This window comes from Nocardia huaxiensis (assembly GCF_013744875.1).
Classification (GTDB): domain Bacteria; phylum Actinomycetota; class Actinomycetes; order Mycobacteriales; family Mycobacteriaceae; genus Nocardia; species Nocardia huaxiensis.
Map to the genome: position 1 here is coordinate 3,840,851 of NZ_CP059399.1, position 17,574 is coordinate 3,858,424.

The 17,574-nt window shown below is 66.8% G+C and carries 19 protein-coding genes and 1 riboswitch; of the genes, 11 read left to right on the forward strand and 8 right to left on the reverse strand.

Annotated elements, in window-relative coordinates; translation table 11 throughout:
* The first annotated feature begins 1 nt into the window (after position 1).
* Positions 2–820 (forward strand): inositol monophosphatase family protein, encoded by an 819-nt coding sequence (locus H0264_RS17150; protein WP_181584893.1) that lies wholly within the window; start codon positions 2–4, stop codon positions 818–820.
* Positions 817–1,590 carry an imidazole glycerol phosphate synthase subunit HisF gene (gene hisF, locus H0264_RS17155; protein ID WP_181584894.1) on the forward strand — a complete coding sequence of 258 codons (774 nt, stop codon included), beginning with the start codon at positions 817–819 and terminating at the stop codon, positions 1,588–1,590. Before H0264_RS17150 ends, hisF begins: the two co-directional genes overlap by 4 nt.
* Before the next feature lies 1 nt (position 1,591).
* Here the strand turns inward: hisF and mgtA are convergent, their stop codons facing one another.
* The 3 genes from mgtA to H0264_RS17170 form a co-directional block, all read right to left on the reverse strand.
* Positions 1,592–4,336 carry a magnesium-translocating P-type ATPase gene (mgtA, locus tag H0264_RS17160; RefSeq protein ID WP_244976212.1) on the reverse strand — a complete coding sequence of 915 codons (2,745 nt, stop codon included), beginning with the start codon at positions 4,334–4,336 and terminating at the stop codon, positions 1,592–1,594.
* A 10-nt stretch (positions 4,337–4,346) separates the two neighbouring features.
* Positions 4,347–5,129 (reverse strand): DUF8020 domain-containing protein, encoded by a 783-nt coding sequence (locus H0264_RS17165; protein WP_181584895.1) that lies wholly within the window; start codon positions 5,127–5,129, stop codon positions 4,347–4,349.
* Positions 5,130–5,218: 89 nt separating this feature from the next.
* The gene (locus H0264_RS17170; protein ID WP_181584896.1) at positions 5,219–5,362 is read right to left on the reverse strand and encodes a hypothetical protein; all 144 of its coding nucleotides are present in this window, start codon (positions 5,360–5,362) and stop codon (positions 5,219–5,221) included.
* 294 nt (positions 5,363–5,656) lie between these two features.
* Positions 5,657–5,831: riboswitch (M-box (ykoK) riboswitch) on the reverse strand.
* Positions 5,832–5,895: 64 nt separating this feature from the next.
* Here H0264_RS17170 and hisI point away from each other — a divergent pair.
* Complete coding sequence (gene hisI / locus H0264_RS17175) at positions 5,896–6,243, forward strand: phosphoribosyl-AMP cyclohydrolase (protein WP_181584897.1); 348 nt, start codon at positions 5,896–5,898, stop codon at positions 6,241–6,243.
* 18 nt (positions 6,244–6,261) lie between these two features.
* Here hisI and H0264_RS17180 read toward each other — a convergent pair whose 3' ends face one another.
* From H0264_RS17180 to H0264_RS17200, 5 genes are all read right to left on the reverse strand, one after another.
* Positions 6,262–6,708 carry a MarR family winged helix-turn-helix transcriptional regulator gene (locus tag H0264_RS17180; RefSeq protein ID WP_181584898.1) on the reverse strand — a complete coding sequence of 149 codons (447 nt, stop codon included), beginning with the start codon at positions 6,706–6,708 and terminating at the stop codon, positions 6,262–6,264.
* 225 nt (positions 6,709–6,933) lie between these two features.
* Complete coding sequence (locus H0264_RS17185; protein ID WP_231086504.1) at positions 6,934–7,545, reverse strand: permease; 612 nt, start codon at positions 7,543–7,545, stop codon at positions 6,934–6,936.
* Positions 7,546–7,604: 59 nt separating this feature from the next.
* Positions 7,605–7,895, reverse strand: a complete 291-nt coding sequence (locus H0264_RS17190; protein ID WP_181584899.1) for a hypothetical protein — start codon at positions 7,893–7,895, stop codon at positions 7,605–7,607.
* Positions 7,895–8,353: a peroxiredoxin gene (locus tag H0264_RS17195; protein ID WP_181584900.1), complete on the reverse strand. Its 459-nt coding sequence runs from the start codon at positions 8,351–8,353 to the stop codon at positions 7,895–7,897. The genes H0264_RS17190 and H0264_RS17195 overlap by 1 nt, the downstream gene beginning before the upstream one ends.
* A 93-nt stretch (positions 8,354–8,446) precedes the next feature.
* Complete coding sequence (locus H0264_RS17200) at positions 8,447–8,653, reverse strand: hypothetical protein (RefSeq protein WP_231086503.1); 207 nt, start codon at positions 8,651–8,653, stop codon at positions 8,447–8,449.
* 273 nt (positions 8,654–8,926) lie between these two features.
* Between H0264_RS17200 and H0264_RS17205 the strand changes: the two genes are divergently transcribed.
* The 8 genes from H0264_RS17205 (at position 8,927) to lgt (ending at position 17,488) form a co-directional block, all read left to right on the forward strand.
* Entirely contained in the window at positions 8,927–10,471 is a 1,545-nt protein-coding gene (locus H0264_RS17205) for an anthranilate synthase component I (RefSeq protein ID WP_181584902.1), read from the forward strand.
* Positions 10,468–11,490, forward strand: a complete 1,023-nt coding sequence (locus tag H0264_RS17210; protein WP_181584903.1) for a TIGR02234 family membrane protein — start codon at positions 10,468–10,470, stop codon at positions 11,488–11,490. Before H0264_RS17205 ends, H0264_RS17210 begins: the two co-directional genes overlap by 4 nt.
* A 150-nt stretch (positions 11,491–11,640) precedes the next feature.
* Positions 11,641–12,459 carry an indole-3-glycerol phosphate synthase TrpC gene (gene trpC, locus H0264_RS17215; protein ID WP_181584904.1) on the forward strand — a complete coding sequence of 273 codons (819 nt, stop codon included), beginning with the start codon at positions 11,641–11,643 and terminating at the stop codon, positions 12,457–12,459.
* 8 nt (positions 12,460–12,467) lie between these two features.
* Positions 12,468–13,751, forward strand: coding sequence for a tryptophan synthase subunit beta (trpB, locus tag H0264_RS17220; RefSeq protein ID WP_420832070.1), 1,284 nt, complete (start codon positions 12,468–12,470; stop codon positions 13,749–13,751).
* Positions 13,748–14,548, forward strand: coding sequence for a tryptophan synthase subunit alpha (trpA, locus tag H0264_RS17225; protein ID WP_181584905.1), 801 nt, complete (start codon positions 13,748–13,750; stop codon positions 14,546–14,548). The genes trpB and trpA overlap by 4 nt, the downstream gene beginning before the upstream one ends.
* 61 nt (positions 14,549–14,609) lie before the next feature.
* Positions 14,610–14,816, forward strand: a complete 207-nt coding sequence (locus H0264_RS17230; protein ID WP_181584906.1) for a hypothetical protein — start codon at positions 14,610–14,612, stop codon at positions 14,814–14,816.
* 90 nt (positions 14,817–14,906) lie between these two features.
* On the forward strand, positions 14,907–16,301 hold the full coding sequence (gene glpT / locus H0264_RS17235) for a glycerol-3-phosphate transporter (protein WP_220139997.1): 1,395 nt from the start codon (positions 14,907–14,909) through the stop codon (positions 16,299–16,301).
* A 26-nt stretch (positions 16,302–16,327) separates the two neighbouring features.
* Positions 16,328–17,488 (forward strand): prolipoprotein diacylglyceryl transferase, encoded by a 1,161-nt coding sequence (gene lgt / locus H0264_RS17240; RefSeq protein ID WP_181584908.1) that lies wholly within the window; start codon positions 16,328–16,330, stop codon positions 17,486–17,488.
* The last annotated feature ends 86 nt before the right edge of the window (positions 17,489–17,574 follow it).

Consider the following 17,574-nt stretch of genomic DNA (forward strand, 5'->3'; position numbering starts at 1 on the left):
GATGGCCGCCGAACTCGCCGAGCTGCTCGACATCGCCAAGGACGTACTCGACGGCGCCGCACCACGTTTCGTGGAAGGCATCGGCGCGCCGAGTGCGGTTCAGAAGGGGCGCAACGACTTCGCCACCGAACTGGATCTCGAACTCGAGCGGACCATCTCGCAGCAGCTGCGCGAGCGCACCGGATTCCCGGTACACGGCGAGGAATTCGGCGGCCCCCAGCTCACCACCGGCACCGCGTGGGTGCTCGATCCCATCGACGGAACCTTCAACTACTCCGCGGGACACCCGCTGTCGGGCATGCTGCTGGCGCTGGTACGCGAGGGCGTGCCGGTGATCGGACTGACCTGGCTGCCCGCGCTCAACCAGCGCTACTCGGCCACCGTCGAGGGCCCGGTGTACTTGAACGGGCAGCCGCTGCCGCGCCTGGAGCAGGCCAAGCTGGGCAACTCCATGATCGGCTTCGGCTCCTTCAATATCGATGGCGCGGGCCGTATTCCGGGCATCTTCCGCTTCAATCTGCTGGGTGCGCTCAGCCGCCTGTCGGGCCGGGTGCGCATGCACGGCTCCACCGGAATCGATCTGGCGTTCACCGCATCCGGCGTCCTGGGTGGCGCCGTGGTGTTCGGCCATCACCCGTGGGACAACGCCGCCGGGGTCGCGCTGGTGCGGGCCGCGGGCGGCGTCGTCACCGACCTGCTGGGCCGCGACTGGACCATCGAATCCGGTTCGGTGCTGGCCGCCGCGCCCGGCGTGCACGAGGAACTACTGGACCTGATCGGCGAGACCGCCGACCACGTCCGAGGAGAGGTAGAGCAATGACACTGGCAGTGCGCGTGATCCCGTGCCTGGATGTCGACGCCGGCCGCGTGGTCAAGGGCGTCAACTTCGAAAACCTCAGGGACGCGGGCGATCCCGTCGAACTGGCCGCCACCTACGACGCGCAGGGCGCCGATGAGCTCACCTTCCTCGATGTCACCGCCTCCACCGGCGACCGCGGCACCATGATCGACGTGGTGACCCGCACCGCCGAACAGATCTTCATCCCGCTCACCGTCGGCGGCGGCGTGCGCACCGTCGAGGACGTGGACCGGCTGCTGCGCGCGGGCGCGGACAAGGTGTCGGTGAACACCGCCGCCATCGCCCGCCCGGAGGTGCTGCGCGAAATGTCGGAGCGCTTCGGCTCGCAGTGCATTGTGCTCTCGGTCGACGCCCGCACCGTGCCCGAGGGCCAGGAACCCACGCCGTCCGGCTGGGAGGTCACCACGCACGGCGGCAAGCGCGGCACCGGCATCGACGCCGTCGAATGGGCCGTGCGCGGCGCCGAACTGGGTGTCGGCGAGATCCTGCTCAACTCCATGGACGCCGACGGCACCAAGGCCGGCTTCGACCTCACCATGATCCGCGCGGTGCGGGCCGCCGTCACCGTGCCGGTCATCGCCTCGGGCGGCGCGGGCAAAGTCGGCGACTTCGCCCCCGCCGTCCAGGCCGGCGCCGACGCGGTGCTGGCGGCCAGCGTCTTCCACTTCGGTGATCTCACCATCGGTCAGGTCAAGGACGCCATGCGGACCGAGGGCATCACCGTCCGCTGATTCACAGCCACCGGTGGAACTTGCGGATGTAGAGCGTCTTCGCCAGCTGCGCCACACAGCAGTAGCTGAGCAGTGTCAGCACCAGCCACGGGAAGTAGGTCAGCGGCAGCGCCTGCATCTGCAAGGTGCTCGCCAGCGGCGAGAACGGCAGCCAGATGCCGATGGCCATGATCGTGCCGGTGGTGAGCATGACCGGCATGGCCGCCCGCGACTGGATGAACGGGATCTTCTGCGTCCGGATCATGTGCACGATCAAGGTCTGCGACAGCAAACCCTCGATGAACCAACCGGATTGGAACAGCGTCTGATGTTCCGGGCTGTTGGCCTGGAACACGAACCACATGAGCGCGAAGGTCGTCATATCGAAGATCGAGCTGGTCGGCCCGATGCACACCATGAACCGGCCCAGATCCCTGGCATTCCACTTCTGCGGCTTGCGCAGATACTCCGGATCCATCCGATCCCACGGAATCGTGAGCTGTGAGATGTCGTAGAGCAGGTTCTGCACCAGCAGGTGCACCGCCAGCATGGGCTGAAACGGCAGGAACGCCGAGGCCACCAGCACCGAGAACACATTGCCGAAATTCGACGACGCGGTCATCTTGATGTACTTCATGGTGTTGCCGAAGGTCTGACGGCCCATGAGCACACCGCGCTCGAGGACCATGAGGTCCTTCTCCAGCAGAATGATGTCGGCCGATTCCTTGGCGATGTCCACGGCCGTGTCCACGGAGATGCCCACATCGGCGTCCCGCAGCGCCGCGGCATCATTGATACCGTCGCCGAGGAAACCCACTGTGCGGCCCTGTGATTGCAGCGCCCGCACGATGCGCGCCTTCTGCACCGGATTGATCTTCGCGAAAAGCGTTGTCCGCGCGACCAGTTCGGGCAGATCCTCATCGGCGGTCAGATCCAGCACGGTGCCGGTCACCACCTCGCCGACATCGATGCCGACATCCGCGCACACCCGCGCCGCCACCAGATCGTTGTCACCGGTGACCACCTTCACCGCAACGCCATTGTCCGCCAGCGCTTTCAACGCCGACGCCGCGTCCTGCTTGGGCGGATCGAGGAAGGCGAGGAAGCCGATCAGCGTCATCTCGGACTCGTCGGTGACGGCGTAGGTATCCCGCACCGGCACCGCCTTGGTGGCCACCGCGAGCACGCGCAGGCCCTCCCGATTATTGGCCTCCGCGATGCCGATGACCTTCTCGCGCATTTCCGGGGTGAGCGGAATCGGCATATCGCGGTCGAGGGCGTACCCGCACAGTGCGATGACCTCCTCCACCGCGCCCTTGCAGATCAGCTGATTCTCGTTCTCGTGCCCGAGATTGTCGCTGACCACCACCGACATGCGCCGTCGCACGAAATCGAACGGGATCTCGTCGACCAGCCGGAAGCGGCTCTCGATCACCACCTCCTCGGCCTCGTCCACCCGGTCCATGACCGCGCGATCCATGAGATTGCGCAGACCGGTCTGGAAGTGGCTGTTCAGGTAGGCGCACTGGAGCACCTCGTCATCGAGCCGGCCGTGAATATCCAGGTACCGGTCCAACACGATGCGGTCCTCGGTGAGCGTGCCGGTCTTGTCCGTGCACAGCACATCCATGCCGCCCAGATTCTGAATGGCATTGAGCCGCTTGACCACAACCTTGCGCTTCGACATGGCCATCGCGCCCTTGGCCAGATTCGCGGTCACCACCACCGGCAGCATCTCCGGGGTCAGACCCACCGCCACGGCCACCGCGAACAGGAACGCCGAGGCCCAATCGCCCTGATTGAGGCCATTGATGACGAAGACGATCGGGACCATCACCATCATGAAGCGGATCAGCAGGAAGCTGACCTTCTTCACCCCGGTGTCGAACGCGGTCTCCGGATTCGCGCCCACAATTCCGTCGGCCATGGACCCGAAATAGGTTTCGGACCCGGTCGCCACGACCACGCCGATACCGGTGCCGGAGGTCACCGAGGTGCCCATCAGCACCATATTGTCGGCCTCGGCGGGATTGCCGCGCACCACGCCGGCGCCGTCGCCGGAGACGGTGTCGGCCTTCTCCACCGGCAGTGATTCACCGGTGAGGGCGGCCTGGCTGAGCATCAGATCCTTGGCCGCGATGAGCCGCATATCCGCCGGCACCATATCTCCGGCCGCCAGCTGCACGATATCGCCCGGGACCACCCCGGTCATGGGGATCTCCGTTGCCGGACAGCGGGGTTCGGTCTCATTGCGCCGGAAGACGGCGGCCGTGGTGGTGACCAGCTTGGCGAGCGCCTCGGCGGCCTTGGTGGAGCGGAACTCCTGCCAGAATCGGATCACCGTGCTGATGGTGATCATGGTGGTGATGGTGATGACGCCCTCGAGATCCTCGGTCAGATAGAGGACCACATCCAGGAACAGCAGCACCAGGATGAACGGATTCCAGAATGCCTTGGCCAGCTGCACGATCCAGTGCGGCACCTGCTCGTGCGCGATCTGATTCTTGCCGTACTGCAGCAGCCGCAGTGCGGCCTCCTCGTGCGTGAGGCCCTCGCGCACCGTATCCAGGTCGCGCAGCACCTGTTTGGCGGGCTGCACGCTGATACCGGTGAGCTTGGTCCCCACCGCGCGGGTCTGTGATTCGAGTTCGGCGGCCTTGCGGTCCCGGCGGCTGGGCCGCTTGCCCTCAGGGGGCAGCCCCGGCGGTGGCGCCAGGGGCAGGGGAGTGGACATGGTCATGAGGTACTCCTCGCGAAGGGTGCGCATGACGGGCTCATCAGGCGACGGCGGTCAGGTCGGTGGGTGCGGCCGGAACCGCCTCGGGCGCAGGAGGATTCGCCATGGTCGTGAAGAACTTGACAGCGGCGGCGAGGGCCACCGGACCGCCCACGGCGATGGTGCCCGCGATGACGCCGAGCCCGGCCCCGGCCACGATCCCCGCCAGGCAACCCCCTGCGGCCCCTGGAAGGAAGATCGGCGGCATGAGTGCGGCCCCGACGACCGCACCTGCCACACACCCGATGCCGGCGCCGATGATCGACCCGATCAGGCTGCCGATCATGGTCCCGAGCGTCAGTTCATTGACCGCCGCCTGGACGGCCGAGTCGAAATTCTCGGTCGCCGGATCGGCGATCTGCGCGGCGGCGGGAACCGCGGCGCCCGGGTCGGCATCGGACGCGGCCGCGGGCAGCGCGGTCGCCGCCTCCGTGCCCGGCGTCAGAATCGCTGTGTCGCCGTCGATTCGAGCGGCGATCGGGAAGATCTTGTCGTCGAGCCCATACCGTAGGGCGACCGCTGAAACGATGGTGCCGTGGTCGTCGAGGACCTGCAGCATGCCGTCGCGGACGGTCAGCGACCCGGCCGCGGTGCGCAGGATCACCGAGCCGTCCCGGATCTGCGCGGTGAACGGTATTCCGGGCGAGTTGTTCTGTGCCGCAGTGAGTTCCGGTCCGAACAAGGGTGCGGCTGAGGCGTCGGGTCCGGTGTTCACCAGGACGGTTGCGGTGAACGCGGCGATACCGAGACAGGCGAGCCTGGTCTTCGGGCTGATCGTGAACATGATTGGTACTTCCTGTTTTCCGGCGGATCGCGCCGTGCGCATGCAGAAGCGGGCCGTCGTGCGGCCGTGGAAATGTCGTTCGGGGCGCGCTACCGGTGCGTGTGCACGCCCAGCGAGGCGCTGATGATGGCCGGTGGGGTGTGGCTCGCCAGCAGGTTGGCGCGCTCTTCCGGCGTCAGATTCCGGCGGGCCCAGAGGCGGCCGATGAAGCGGGTTGCGATCGTGTAGGTCATGAGAAAACCTCCGAATTCACGCCGCGACCTACCGGCCGAATACGTTTCGAAGCGAAATTGCGCACGACTCGACGGACAAGTGCCGTGAATTCGGCAATTGCCATGGAGAATTGCGCCGACGCGAAAACGATTCAGCGGGAATGCAGGCCGCGGCACGGCGAGAGAATGCAGTCGAATGCACTCGGATAGGGACTGTCACCGGTCTTCAACTGTGGTACTCACCTCCTGGCGGCCAGGGCGCACGGGGACGCCGGCATGCTGCACACAGGGGTTGGACCACGGCAAAGAGCCTGGTGGGCACCCCTCTCGTCAGAGTTTCGGCACTACACGACGTGTCCCGGCCGGGGCCGGGAAGCCACTTTGGGTTATCCCTTAATCCGGGAAAACCTGTCCTAACCTTGGGCGTCTCTCGACGTCGTCAGATCAGTGGCCTGTGTTCGTGTAGGAGCCTCACCTATCGAGGTGCTTGGAACGGAATCGATAATGCTGCACCCGCGCGGATAAGTCAAGAAAGAACCCTGTATAACAGAAGTATGAGCCTGGACCCCGCAATCTCCGCCCGCCTCAAGCGCAATGCGGACGGCCTCTTCGCCGCCGTCGCGCAGGAGAAGAGCACCGGGGATGTGCTCATGATGGCCTGGATGGACGACGAAGCCCTCGCGCGCACCCTCGAAACCCGCAAGGGCACATACTATTCGCGCTCGCGGCAGCAGTACTGGGTCAAGGGCGAGACCTCCGGCCACACCCAGTATGTGCATGAGGTCCGTCTCGACTGCGACGGCGACACGGTGCTGTTGATCGTCGATCAGGAGGGCGCGGCCTGCCACACCGGCACCCACACCTGCTTCGACACGGATGTGCTGCTCGCCGAAACGGACTGAGCCGCAAGCACTCCGGCGCTAGCTGAGCCCGTCGTGGGAGATGGGCCGGCTGGAACGCCCGTTCCCCCGGGAGATTCCGCGTTCCATCTGCGCCACCATGGTCTCGCCGAGCTCGAGCAGCTGCTTGGTCTGCTCCTTGTCGAGCCCGTCGAAGACGAGGTTGCGCACGCACTCGAGGTAGCCGGGCTGCGCCTCGGTCACCTTCCGGAATCCGGTCTCGGTGAGCACGGCCTGTGCCCCGCGCCGCCCCGGGATGGTGACGCGTTGCGCCCACCCCAGTCGTTCCAGCTTCGACACCACATGCGAAAGCCGCGATAGCGATGCGTTTGCCTTTTTGGCAAGCTCGCTCAGTTGCAACCGGTGCCCTGGTTCTTCGGACAGCAGAGTCATCACGAAGAATTCGAAATGGGTAATCCCGGACTCCCGTTGGAGTTGGGTATCCAGGGCAGCTGGAAGTCGTGTCATCAGCGCGATGACGGTACGCCAAGCTCGCTGTTCAATCGGATTCAACCACTTGGTCACCGTGCGCGCCCTCTCGTAGCAGCCGGGTGACAGGTTGTGCTCGCCGGTTCGGCGTGCGGCGGAACATCAACAACGAGTCACCCGCAAAACAAAGTTTGCCACGATTTCGCTCGGCCGTCACGATGTTGCTGAATGACGTGACATCGATCACGCGTGTCGTGTGGCGTTTCAGTACGCGCCGGGGTCCTGTGACGGCTCGGGCTTTTCCGTTGCCACGCGCTGCTTTTCCTGTTCCATGCGCTGTTTCGCGGCACGATGTTTGCGGAATCGCCTGCGCACCAACAGAAATGCGACCAGGAGGAACAGGACGGCGGAGACGATGGCCCCGGTCAGCACCGCGCCGCGAAATGCCGGTGCGTCGACATCGAGAATGCGCTCACCCGCGTGCGCGGCATTGCTGTTCCCGGCCACGATGGCCAGGGTCAACAAATTCGGCACTGCCGCAACAACTGCCAGCACCACGGCGGCGCCCGCAATAAACGGACCGCCCCGTTTCCGCCAGGTCATTCCGGCCAGCAGTAGCAGCAAAAGTGGCACAAGCGTACAGAGCACGCCCATCACGAGCCCGTACCAAATGCCCTTGGAAAAACTGCCCGAGACCATTTCGGCGATGCGCTGCGCCCACCATCGCGGCAGGAATGCGGCCAGAATCAGATACGTCACCCACAAAATCACTGCCAGCAACACCAGGGCAATGATCCGATTGCGCCACGTGACGAATGTCGACCGCTTCTGCTCCGGCACGTCCGCGCCGGGCGTGATGTCGCTGGGCGTAGTCATTCGCCCAGCGTAGGCCCGCGCCCGCGGCACCACGGTGTGCGCCACTCCGGACGTTCCGGTTACGAACCAGCGATCAGCAGATCCGCGGCGTCGAAATCGGTCACCCGCGGCGGTTGCGGGAAGCCGCCGCCACCCAGGCTCGCCACGGCGGGGAAGAACACCGCCTGGTTGAAGGCATCGAGCTGATCCTTGCGCTCCCACACCTGCACGACCTGCCAGCCACCCTCGACGGGCCCGGCCGTGAACAGGATTCGCCCCGCTGGCGGGGCGTACTCCCCGAGCGCATCGCCGATCGCCCGATAGTGGGCCTCGGTCCCGCCCGGGAAGAACGCCAGTCGCACGAAGGTCATCAGCCGCGGTTCTTCAGGAATTCGAGGGCGTCGTCGGCGTGCACGGCGGCGCGCATCTCGCTCGAAATGACCTTGGCGACGGTGCGATCCGGGTCGATCACGAAGGTGGTGCGCTTGACCGGGACGATCGCGCCCAGCAGGCCGCGCTTCACCCCGAACTCGGCGGCCACCTTCGCGCCGGGATCGGACAGCACCGGATAGTTCAGCCCCTGCTTCTCGGCGAAGCCGGACTGCGTGTCCACCGAGTCGGCGCTGATGCCCACGCAGCTCGCACCCAGGGCCTTGAATTCGCTTGCCAGATCCCGGAAGTGGCACGCCTCGGCGGTGCACACGGGGGTATTGGCGGCGGGGTAGAAGAACAGCACCACGGGGCCGTCGGCGAGCAGGGAATCGAGGGTGCGCTTGGTGCCGGTCTGGTCGGCGAGCTCGAAGTTGGGAGCGATCTGGCCAGGCTTCATACAGCGCACAGTACGGGACGGTCTCGATCAGTGAATCGTCCCGTGGGCGGACACGGCGGTCCGCCCACGGGACGATCGAGCCACAACACCGGATCAGACGCCGATGAGCGCGGCGACCTCCGGGTTCTTGATCTCCATGACATCGAGGATGCCGTGCGCCCGCAGGAACGGCTTCAGCTCCCGGATGCGATCGGTGTGCTCGGCGTACTCATCCGGGAAGCTGCGCGGATCGAGCGCTTCCAGGGCCTTGACATAGGTGACGAACGAGGCGATGGCGCTGTACTTGCTGCCGGCGTTCATATTCATCATCCGCGGCGGCTGGCCGGGGTGGCTCCCCGGGGCGACCTGCGGAGCTGCGTGCCGTGGACCCTCCGGTGCGACCGGTTGCGAGGGGTACATCTGTGTAGAACTCCTCTCGTATCGGGATACCGCGTGCGACCTCTCCTGCACTGCCGAGAGGCAGATTGCCGCGAGTGTAGTGATGACCGCATCGTCTATTCGCAGCAGAGGGGGGTTCGGCTGGGGGAGGAGAGCGATTTAGATACCGAGAGTCCGGCCTGGAATGATGGGTGGATGCACGGCGCATCCACTACCTCCACCACCTCCCGCGAACAGTTCCGTGTACTCGCGGCCGATCACCGGGTCGTGCCGGTGATTCGAAAGGTGTTGGCGGACTCGGAGACTCCCCTGTCGGCCTACCGCAAGCTGGCCGCGGACCGGGCGGGAACCTTCCTGCTGGAATCCGCGGAAAACGGGCGGTCATGGTCGCGATGGTCGTTCATCGGGGCCGGGGCGCCCAGTGCGCTCACGGTCGTCGACGGTGAGGCGGCCTGGCTGGGACAGACGCCGGCCGACGCGCCATCGGGTGGCGACCCGCTGCTCGCACTGCGCGAGACGTTGCAGGTGCTGCGCACCGAGCGGCTGCCCGGATTGCCGCCCTTGACCGGTGGCATGGTCGGGTATCTCGGGTACGACGCGGTGCGGCGCATGGAACGGCTGCCGTCGATCGCCGCCGATGATCTCGAGCTGCCGGAGATGGTGCTGCTGCTGGCCACCGATCTCGCGGCCTTCGATCACCACGAGGGCGCGATCACGCTCATCGCCAATGCCGTCAACTGGAACGGCACCGATGAACATGTGGACGCGGCGTACGACGACGCGGTGGCGCGGCTCGACCGGATGACCGAGGCGCTCGCCGCGCCGGCCGACTCGACGGTGTCGGTGTTCGATCGGCCCGAACCCAACTTCCGCCGCCAGCGCACCTCCGAGGAATTCGGGGCGGGCGTGCGGCGGCTGGTCAAGGAGATCGAGGCGGGCGAGGCCTTCCAGGTGGTGCTGTCGCAGCGCTTCGAAATGGAATACGGCGGAACGGCTCTCGATCTCTACCGCATGCTGCGCGCCTCGAATCCGAGCCCGTACATGTACCTCATGCACATTCCGGACGGGTCCGGCGGCACCGCGTTCTCCATCGTCGGCTCCAGCCCGGAATCCCTGGTGACGGTGAAGGACGGCGTGGCCACCACGCATCCCATCGCGGGCACCCGCTGGCGCGGGGCCACCGAGGAGGACGATCTGCTCCTCGAGAAGGGCCTGCTCGCCGACGAGAAGGAGAACGCCGAGCACCTCATGCTCGTCGACCTCGGCCGCAACGACCTCGGCCGGGTGTGTGAGCCCGGCACCGTGCGCGTCACCGAATACCGGCACATCGAGCGCTACAGCCACGTCATGCACCTGGTCTCCACGGTGTCGGGCCGCCTCGCCCCCGGCAAGGTCGCCCTCGACGCCGTGCAGGCGTGCTTCCCGGCGGGCACGCTCTCGGGTGCGCCCAAGGTCCGCGCCATGGAGTTGATCGAGGAACTCGAACCCACTCGCCGCGGCATCTACGGCGGCGTGGTCGGTTATCTCGACTTCGCCGGCGACGCCGACACGGCGATCTGCATCCGCACCGCGCTGCTCAAGAACGGCACCGCCTACGTGCAGGCGGGTGCGGGCGTGGTTGCCGACTCCGACCCGGACTACGAGGACGTCGAATCCCGCAACAAGGCCATGGCGGTGCTCAAGGCCGTGGCCGCCGCGGAAACGGTGCGCGCCTTCCGGCCCAACGGTGACGGGCAATGAGCGAGAGCGACCCGGATCGGCCCCCGAAAACCGCTGCGGCGCAGCACAACCCCGACGACTCCGGGAGCGCCGCCGGGGGCGCAGCGGATACCGCGCGCGTCACCCCGGCAGCCGTCGACCGCGAGCGGGAAACCGTTGCCGCACAGATCGATACCGATGTCGAATCCGGCCCCGAGGGGATCCGGCAGCGTGCGTTGGAAGCCGACCTGCGGGAGGCGGAGGCCAATGCCGCGCAGGCCGAGGCCGACGCGGCGGCCGCCGAAATCGACGCCGCCGGGGCGCGCCGCAGGCCGGTGGTGGCGGCGTTGCTGCTGGCCGTCGCGGCAGGATTGCTGTGGGTGTCCTCGCGGATGACGTGGGTGAGCTTCGACGTCGTCGGCGAGGTCGGCGACGCGCGGACGATGCGCGACGAAACACTCGATGGCGGCGAGTGGTTCGGGGCGCTGACGCCGCTGGCATTGGCCTTGCTGGCGACGGTCGCGGCGGTATTCGCCACCCGCGGCTGGTTCCGGCGACTCGTCGGCGTGATCGTCGGGGTGCTGGCCGCGGTGGCGGCGGTCCCGGCATACGCGCTCCTCAGAGGTGAGGGACGGACCGCCGAACGCGCCGCGACACTGGCCGATCTCAGATCGTGGGAAGTCGCCGAGAAGATCCAGACCTCGGCCTTCCCGGCGTGGCTGTCCATCGCCGGTGCGCTGGCGGCGTTCGCGGCGGCGCTGCTGCTGGTGCGCATGCCCGTGGAGGCCGTCAAGGCCCCCGGCAAGTACGACAATCCGGCGGCCCGGAAGGCGGCTGCGACGGACGCCGTGGCCGCCGCAGCGGCCGATCGCGGTACCGAAGCTCACGCGGAGGCGCGGGACACGATCTCCGGGTCACAGCGTGGCTCACGAGACCAGTTGTCCGGCCGGGTGCTGTGGGACGCCCTCGACGAAGGTGTCGATCCGACCGACGATGAAACCAATCGCGGTGCCGCACACGATGATCCAGGTAGCGGGGGAGTGGGCGACCGAGCCCGCTGAACAGGGGTCGCGGCCGACGCCGCTCGCGGTTCCGCCCCCGCCGTCACAGGCGGGAACATAGCCATTTACTCTTTATCAGCATCGGTGAGACAGCACCTGGGGGGACTCTCAGGTAGCAAGTCACGTCTCCCCAGAAAGGATTCGAGCCAGATGACGGTACTCGACTCGATTCTCGACGGGGTCCGCGCGGATGTGGCCGCACGGGAAGCCCTCCTGGATTTCCAGGCAGTCAAGAAGGCCGCGGCGGCGGCCCCTTCGCCGCGTGACGGCAAGGCGGCCCTGCACTCGGACGGCATCGGCGTCATCGCCGAGGTGAAGCGGGCCAGCCCGTCCAAGGGCTCCCTGGCCGACATTCCGGACCCGGCCGTCCTGGCCCGTGCGTACGAGGACGGCGGCGCGCGCATCATCAGCGTGCTCACCGAGGAGCGGCGCTTCAAGGGCTCGCTCGCGGATCTCGACGCGGTGCGCAAGGTCGTGGACATCCCGATCCTGCGCAAGGACTTCATTGTCGGCCCGTACCAGATCCACGAGGCCCGCGCGCACGGCGCGGACGTGATCCTGCTGATCGTGGCCGCCCTGGATCAGGACACGCTGTCGGCGCTCATCGACCGCACCGAATCGCTCGGCATGACCGCACTCGTCGAGGTGCACACCGAGGAGGAGGCCGACCGCGCCCTCGAGGCCGGCGCCACCGTGATCGGCGTGAACGCCCGCAATCTCAAGACCCTCGAGGTGGATCGGGATGTGTTCGCGCGCATCGCTCCCGGCCTGCCGTCGGACGTGATCCGCGTGGCCGAATCCGGCATTCGCGGCACCGCCGACCTGCTGGCCTACGCCGGCGCCGGCGCGGACGCCGTGCTCGTCGGCGAGGGCCTGGTGACCAGTGGAGACCCGCGCGCCGCGGTGGCCGAACTGGTGACCGCCGGAACCCATCCGTCCTGCCCCAAGCCGGTGCGCCGGGGTCGGTGAAAGAACTGATGACGCAGACCAAGGACGCCCTCGGCAAGAACGCTTCGCTCCCGCGGATGAGCGAGGGCATCGCGAACAAATCGCACGAACCCGACCTCGGCGGCCACTTCGGCGTCTACGGCGGACGGCACGTGCCCGAGGCGCTCATGGCCGTGATCGAAGAGGTCACCGCCGAATACGACAAGTGCCGGGTCGACCCGAACTTCCTGGACGAGCTGGACCGCCTGCAGCGTGACTACACCGGGCGTCCCTCGCCGGTGTTCGAATGCAAGAACCTGGCCCAGCACGCCGGTGGCGCGCGCATCTTCCTCAAGCGGGAAGACCTGAACCACACCGGTTCTCACAAAATCAACAATGTGCTCGGGCAGGTGCTGCTGGCCAAGCGCATGGGCAAGACCCGCGTGATCGCGGAAACCGGTGCGGGACAGCACGGTGTCGCCACGGCCACCGCGTGCGCGCTGCTCGGCATCGAGTGCGTGATCTACATGGGCGCGGTCGACACCGCGCGGCAGGCGCTGAACGTGGCCCGCATGCGGCTGCTCGGCGCCGAAGTCGTCAGTGTGACAACGGGTTCGCAGACGCTGAAGGACGCCATCAACGAGGCGCTGCGCGACTGGGTCACCAATGCCGACCGCACCTACTACTGCTTCGGCACCGCTGCGGGCCCGCATCCGTTCCCGCTCATGGTGCGCGACTTCCAGCGTGTGGTGGGGCTGGAGGCGCGGGTGCAGATCCAGGCGCACGCCGGGCGGCTGCCCGACGCCGTAACCGCCTGTGTCGGTGGCGGGTCCAATGCCATCGGCATCTTCCACGCCTTCATCGACGATCCGGGCGTGCGGCTCATCGGTTACGAGGCCGCGGGCGACGGTGTCGAAACCGGTCGCCACGCCGCCACTTTCACCGGTGGCACGCCGGGCGCGTTCCAGGGCGCGTACTCGTACCTGCTGCAGGACGAGGACGGGCAGACCATCGAATCCCATTCCATCTCCGCGGGATTGGACTACCCGGGCGTCGGCCCGGAGCACGCCTACCTCAAGGACACCGGGCGGGCCGAGTACTACCCGATCACCGACACCGAGGCCATGGACGCGCTCATGCTGCTCTCGCGCGCCGAGGGCATCATCCCGGCCATCGAGTCGGCGCACGCGGTCGCGGGTGCGGTCAAGCTGGGTAAGGAATTGGGCGAGGGCGCAATCATTCTGGTGAGCCTGTCCGGTCGCGGCGACAAGGACATGGACACCGCCGCCCGCTGGTTCGGGCTGTTCGACAAGCCGGAGGAGCAAGCCCAGTGAGCCAGCAGTCCCGACTCGCCAACACCTTCGCGGCCTGCCGCGAGGAGAACCGCGCCGCGCTCATCGGCTACCTGCCCGCCGGCTACCCGGATGTGCAGGGCTCCATCGACGTCTGCCGCACCATGGTCGAAAATGGTTGCGACATCATCGAAGTCGGCATCGCCTACTCCGATCCGGTGATGGACGGCCCCACCATCCAGCACGCCACCGAGCAGGCGCTCGCGAACGGCGTGCGGGTGCGCGACGTGTTCAAGGTCGTGGAGGCCATCTCCCAGGCCGGCGGCAAGGCCGTCGTCATGACCTACTGGAACCCGGTGCTCAAGTACGGCGTCGACAGCTTCTCGCGTGACCTCGCGGCGGCGGGCGGCCTCGGACTCATCACCCCGAACCTGATCCCGGAAGAGGCCGACGACTGGTTCGTGGCGTCCTCCACGCACAACCTGGACCGCATCTTCCTGGTGGCTCCCTCCTCCACCGAAGAGCGTCTGGTGAAGACCCTCGAGGCCAGCCGCGGCTTCGTCTACGCGGCCTCCACCATGGGCGTCACCGGTGCACGCGATCAGGTGTCCTCGCTGGCCCCGGCCCTGTGCGCCCGCGTCCGCGCGCACTCCGACATCCCGATCGGCGTCGGCCTGGGTGTGCGCAGCGGCGCGCAGGCAGCCGAAATCGCCTCCTACGCAGACGGTGTCATCGTCGGCTCCGCCCTGGTGACCGCCGCAGGCGAGGGCCTGGGCGCGGTGGCCCAGCTGACCGAGGAACTCGCGCTGGGCGTGCGCTCGGCGACCGTCGCTTCCTGATTAGCTGAAAAGGTAAGGGCGCGCATCGAACTCGATGCGCGCCCGTACCGTATGCCCCGGTATGCGTAGCAATCTCTCCACCGCTCTCGCGATCGTGGCCGGTCTCGCGATCGTTGCGGGCTTCTACTTCCTGGGTCGGCTGCTGTCGATCAACCTGATCGGCATCATCGGGATCCTCTATGCGCTGACGATGGTGGGCGGGGGCATCCTGCGCTGGCGGCGCGGCCGTAAGGCAACCGATGGGCTAACGAACAGTTCGCCGCAGTAAAACCGCTTGTAGAGCGGTATTAGGCGTCATAGCGACGCGGTTTGCGCATTCAGGCAATTCTCAGTTACGGTCGGGAACCGGCCCTCGACGATGAGGTCCCTCGACTGGGAGGCCGGAATGCTCAGCATCCTCGCGCCCGCGCCCCACCGGGAGCGGTTGCCCGAGAAGGACATCGACCCGCTCTACAGGCGGCTGCGGTGGCAGATCTTCATCGGCATCTTCTTCGGCTATGCCGCCTACTATCTGGTCCGCAAGAACTTCGCGCTGGCCATCCCGTATCTGACGGGCGCGGAGGGTGATTCCGGGTACCACTACTCGAACGGCCAGATGGGCCTTGTGCTTTCGGCCATCTCGCTGGCGTACGGCATCTCCAAGTTCGTCATGGGCTCGGTGTCGGACCGCGCCAATCCGCGCGTGTTCCTGCCGCTGGGCCTGGTGCTGTCGGCGGCGGTCATGCTGTTCATGGGCTTCGTGGACTGGTCGACCTCGAGCGTGCTCGTCATGTGGCTGCTGCTGTTCGCGTGTGGCTGGTTCCAGGGCATGGGCTGGCCGCCCTCGGGTCGCACCATGGTGCACTGGTGGTCGCAGAAGGAGCGCGGCACCATCGTGTCGGTCTGGAACACCGCGCACAATGTCGGCGGTGGCCTGCCGCCGCTGCTGTTCCTGCTCGGCATGGCCTGGTTCCACGACTGGCGTTCGGCCTTCTACATGCCGGCGTTCTGCGCGATCGTGGTGGCCGTCATCGCCTACCTCCTCATGCGCGACACCCCGCAGTCGGTGGGCCTGCCGCCGGTCGAGGAGTACAAGAACGACTACCCGCCGGACTATTCGGCCAAGGACGAGATCGAGCTGACGGCGAAGGAGATCTTCACCCGCTACATCCTGCCGAACAAGCTGCTCTGGTTCATCGCGCTCGCGAACGTCTTCGTCTACCTCGTGCGCTACGGCGTGCTGGACTGGTCGCCGACCTTCCTGCGCGTGGAGAAGGGCTTCAGCCTCGACAAGTCCTCGTGGTCGTATTTCCTCTACGAGTACGCCGGCATCCCCGGCACGCTGCTCGCAGGATGGATGTCGGACAAGGTGTTTCGCGGTAATCGCGGCGCCACGGGTGTGTTCTTCATGATCCTGGTGACCATCGCCGTCGGACTGTTCTGGTGGACCACCAGCCCCGGCCTGATCATGATCTGCATGATCACGATCGGCTTCCTCATCTACGGCCCGGTCATGCTGATCGGCCTGCACGCGCTCGAATTGGTCTCGAAGAAGGCCGCGGGCACCGCCGCCGGCTTCACCGGACTGTTCGGCTACCTGCTCGGTTCGGTCGCCGCCAGCGCCGTCATCGGCTACATCGTCGACCACCTCGGCTGGAACTGGGGCTTCGGGCTGCTGTTCGCGGGATCCATCGCCGCGGTGCTGCTTCTGCTGCTCACCACGGTCACCGAGAACAAACACAAGGAGCAACTGGAGTTGGCCGAAGCCAAGTAGCCGCGGACTTCCGCTAAGTTGGCACCGTGACCAACGTGCTGGCCTACATTCCCAGTCCACCTCGCGGCGTCTGGTACATCGGGGGATTCCCGTTGCGCGCCTACGCCCTGTTCATCATTCTCGGCATCATCGCCGCCATCTGGTGGGGCGAGAAGCGGTGGCAGCAGCGCGGCGGGCAGTCCGGCATGGTGCTCGACGTGGCCATGTTCGCGGTGCCGTTCGGGTTGATCGGTGGCCGGCTGTATCACGTGGCCACCGACTGGCAGAAGTACTTCGGCGCGAACGCCAAGCCGGATGCGCACTGGTGGGCCATCTGGGAGGGCGGCCTCGGCATCTGGGGCGCGGTGCTGCTGGGTGCGGTGGGCGCCTGGATCGGCTGCCGGGTGTATCGAATTCCCTTGCCTGCCTTCGGTGATGCCATTGCGCCGGGCATTCTGCTGGCGCAGGGCATCGGGCGGCTGGGCAACTACTTCAATCAGGAGTTGTACGGGCGCGAGACCACGCTGCCGTGGGGTCTGGAGATCTACACCCGCGTCGATCCGGGCACCGGGCGGCCTTCGCCGATGAACGGCGTGTCCAATGACGTGGTCGAGAAGATCGTGCAGCCGACCTTCCTGTACGAGCTGCTGTGGAACCTGCTGGGCGTGGCGATCCTGATCTACGTGGACCGCAAGTTCCGCATCGGGCACGGGCGGTTGTTCGCGCTGTACGTGGCCATCTACTGCTTCGGCCGGTTCTTCGTGGAGCTGCTGCGCGACGACGAGGCCACGCAGATCGCGGGCATCCGGATCAACTCGTTCACCTCGGCGATCGTATTCCTGGGCGCTGTCGCCTATTTCCTGTTCGCGACCAAGGGGCGGGAGACCGCCGAGCAGGTGCGGGCGGGCGTCGAGCGGCCGTGGCCGTGGCAGTTCGCGCAGCTGCGCGCCTACGGTGCGGCGGGAAGCGCTGCGGCCGTGGCGGAATCGGCCTCGGCCACCACCGAGACCGACGGCGACGAGACAGAAGCGGCGGATCCGGACGAGACGAAGGCCGCGGACGACGAGGACTCGGATGCCGAGGATCCGAAGCCCGGCGACGCGAAGTCCGGGGCCGCCAAGGCCGACGAGGCGAAGGCCGCCGACGAGTCGGAGCCCGCAGCGCTGACCAAGTCCGACTCCGGCGAGTCGGGTAAAGCCGAGTCCTGACGTTCCGCCTATCATCACGTCGCGGTCAGCACAAGATTTGCGCGCGACGTGATGATTGCTGTCCTGTCCAGTTTGTTTACGGCGTA

Bases quoted from the DNA above. Each gene is read 5' to 3' on its own strand.
- H0264_RS17150 (WP_181584893.1), top strand. From the start codon at position 2: ATGGCCGCCGAACTCGCCGAGCTGCTCGACATCGCCAAGGACGTACTC.
- hisF (WP_181584894.1), top strand. From the start codon at position 817: ATGACACTGGCAGTGCGCGTGATCCCGTGCCTGGATGTCGACGCCGGC.
- mgtA (WP_244976212.1), bottom strand. From the start codon at position 4,336: ATGCGCACCCTTCGCGAGGAGTACCTCATGACCATGTCCACTCCCCTG.
- H0264_RS17165 (WP_181584895.1), bottom strand. From the start codon at position 5,129: ATGTTCACGATCAGCCCGAAGACCAGGCTCGCCTGTCTCGGTATCGCC.
- H0264_RS17170 (WP_181584896.1), bottom strand. From the start codon at position 5,362: ATGACCTACACGATCGCAACCCGCTTCATCGGCCGCCTCTGGGCCCGC.
- hisI (WP_181584897.1), top strand. From the start codon at position 5,896: ATGAGCCTGGACCCCGCAATCTCCGCCCGCCTCAAGCGCAATGCGGAC.
- H0264_RS17180 (WP_181584898.1), bottom strand. From the start codon at position 6,708: ATGACACGACTTCCAGCTGCCCTGGATACCCAACTCCAACGGGAGTCC.
- H0264_RS17185 (WP_231086504.1), bottom strand. From the start codon at position 7,545: ATGACTACGCCCAGCGACATCACGCCCGGCGCGGACGTGCCGGAGCAG.
- H0264_RS17190 (WP_181584899.1), bottom strand. From the start codon at position 7,895: ATGACCTTCGTGCGACTGGCGTTCTTCCCGGGCGGGACCGAGGCCCAC.
- H0264_RS17195 (WP_181584900.1), bottom strand. From the start codon at position 8,353: ATGAAGCCTGGCCAGATCGCTCCCAACTTCGAGCTCGCCGACCAGACC.
- H0264_RS17200 (WP_231086503.1), bottom strand. From the start codon at position 8,653: ATGAACGCCGGCAGCAAGTACAGCGCCATCGCCTCGTTCGTCACCTAT.
- H0264_RS17205 (WP_181584902.1), top strand. From the start codon at position 8,927: ATGCACGGCGCATCCACTACCTCCACCACCTCCCGCGAACAGTTCCGT.
- H0264_RS17210 (WP_181584903.1), top strand. From the start codon at position 10,468: ATGAGCGAGAGCGACCCGGATCGGCCCCCGAAAACCGCTGCGGCGCAG.
- trpC (WP_181584904.1), top strand. From the start codon at position 11,641: ATGACGGTACTCGACTCGATTCTCGACGGGGTCCGCGCGGATGTGGCC.
- trpB (WP_420832070.1), top strand. From the start codon at position 12,468: ATGACGCAGACCAAGGACGCCCTCGGCAAGAACGCTTCGCTCCCGCGG.
- H0264_RS17230 (WP_181584906.1), top strand. From the start codon at position 14,610: ATGCGTAGCAATCTCTCCACCGCTCTCGCGATCGTGGCCGGTCTCGCG.
- glpT (WP_220139997.1), top strand. From the start codon at position 14,907: ATGAGGTCCCTCGACTGGGAGGCCGGAATGCTCAGCATCCTCGCGCCC.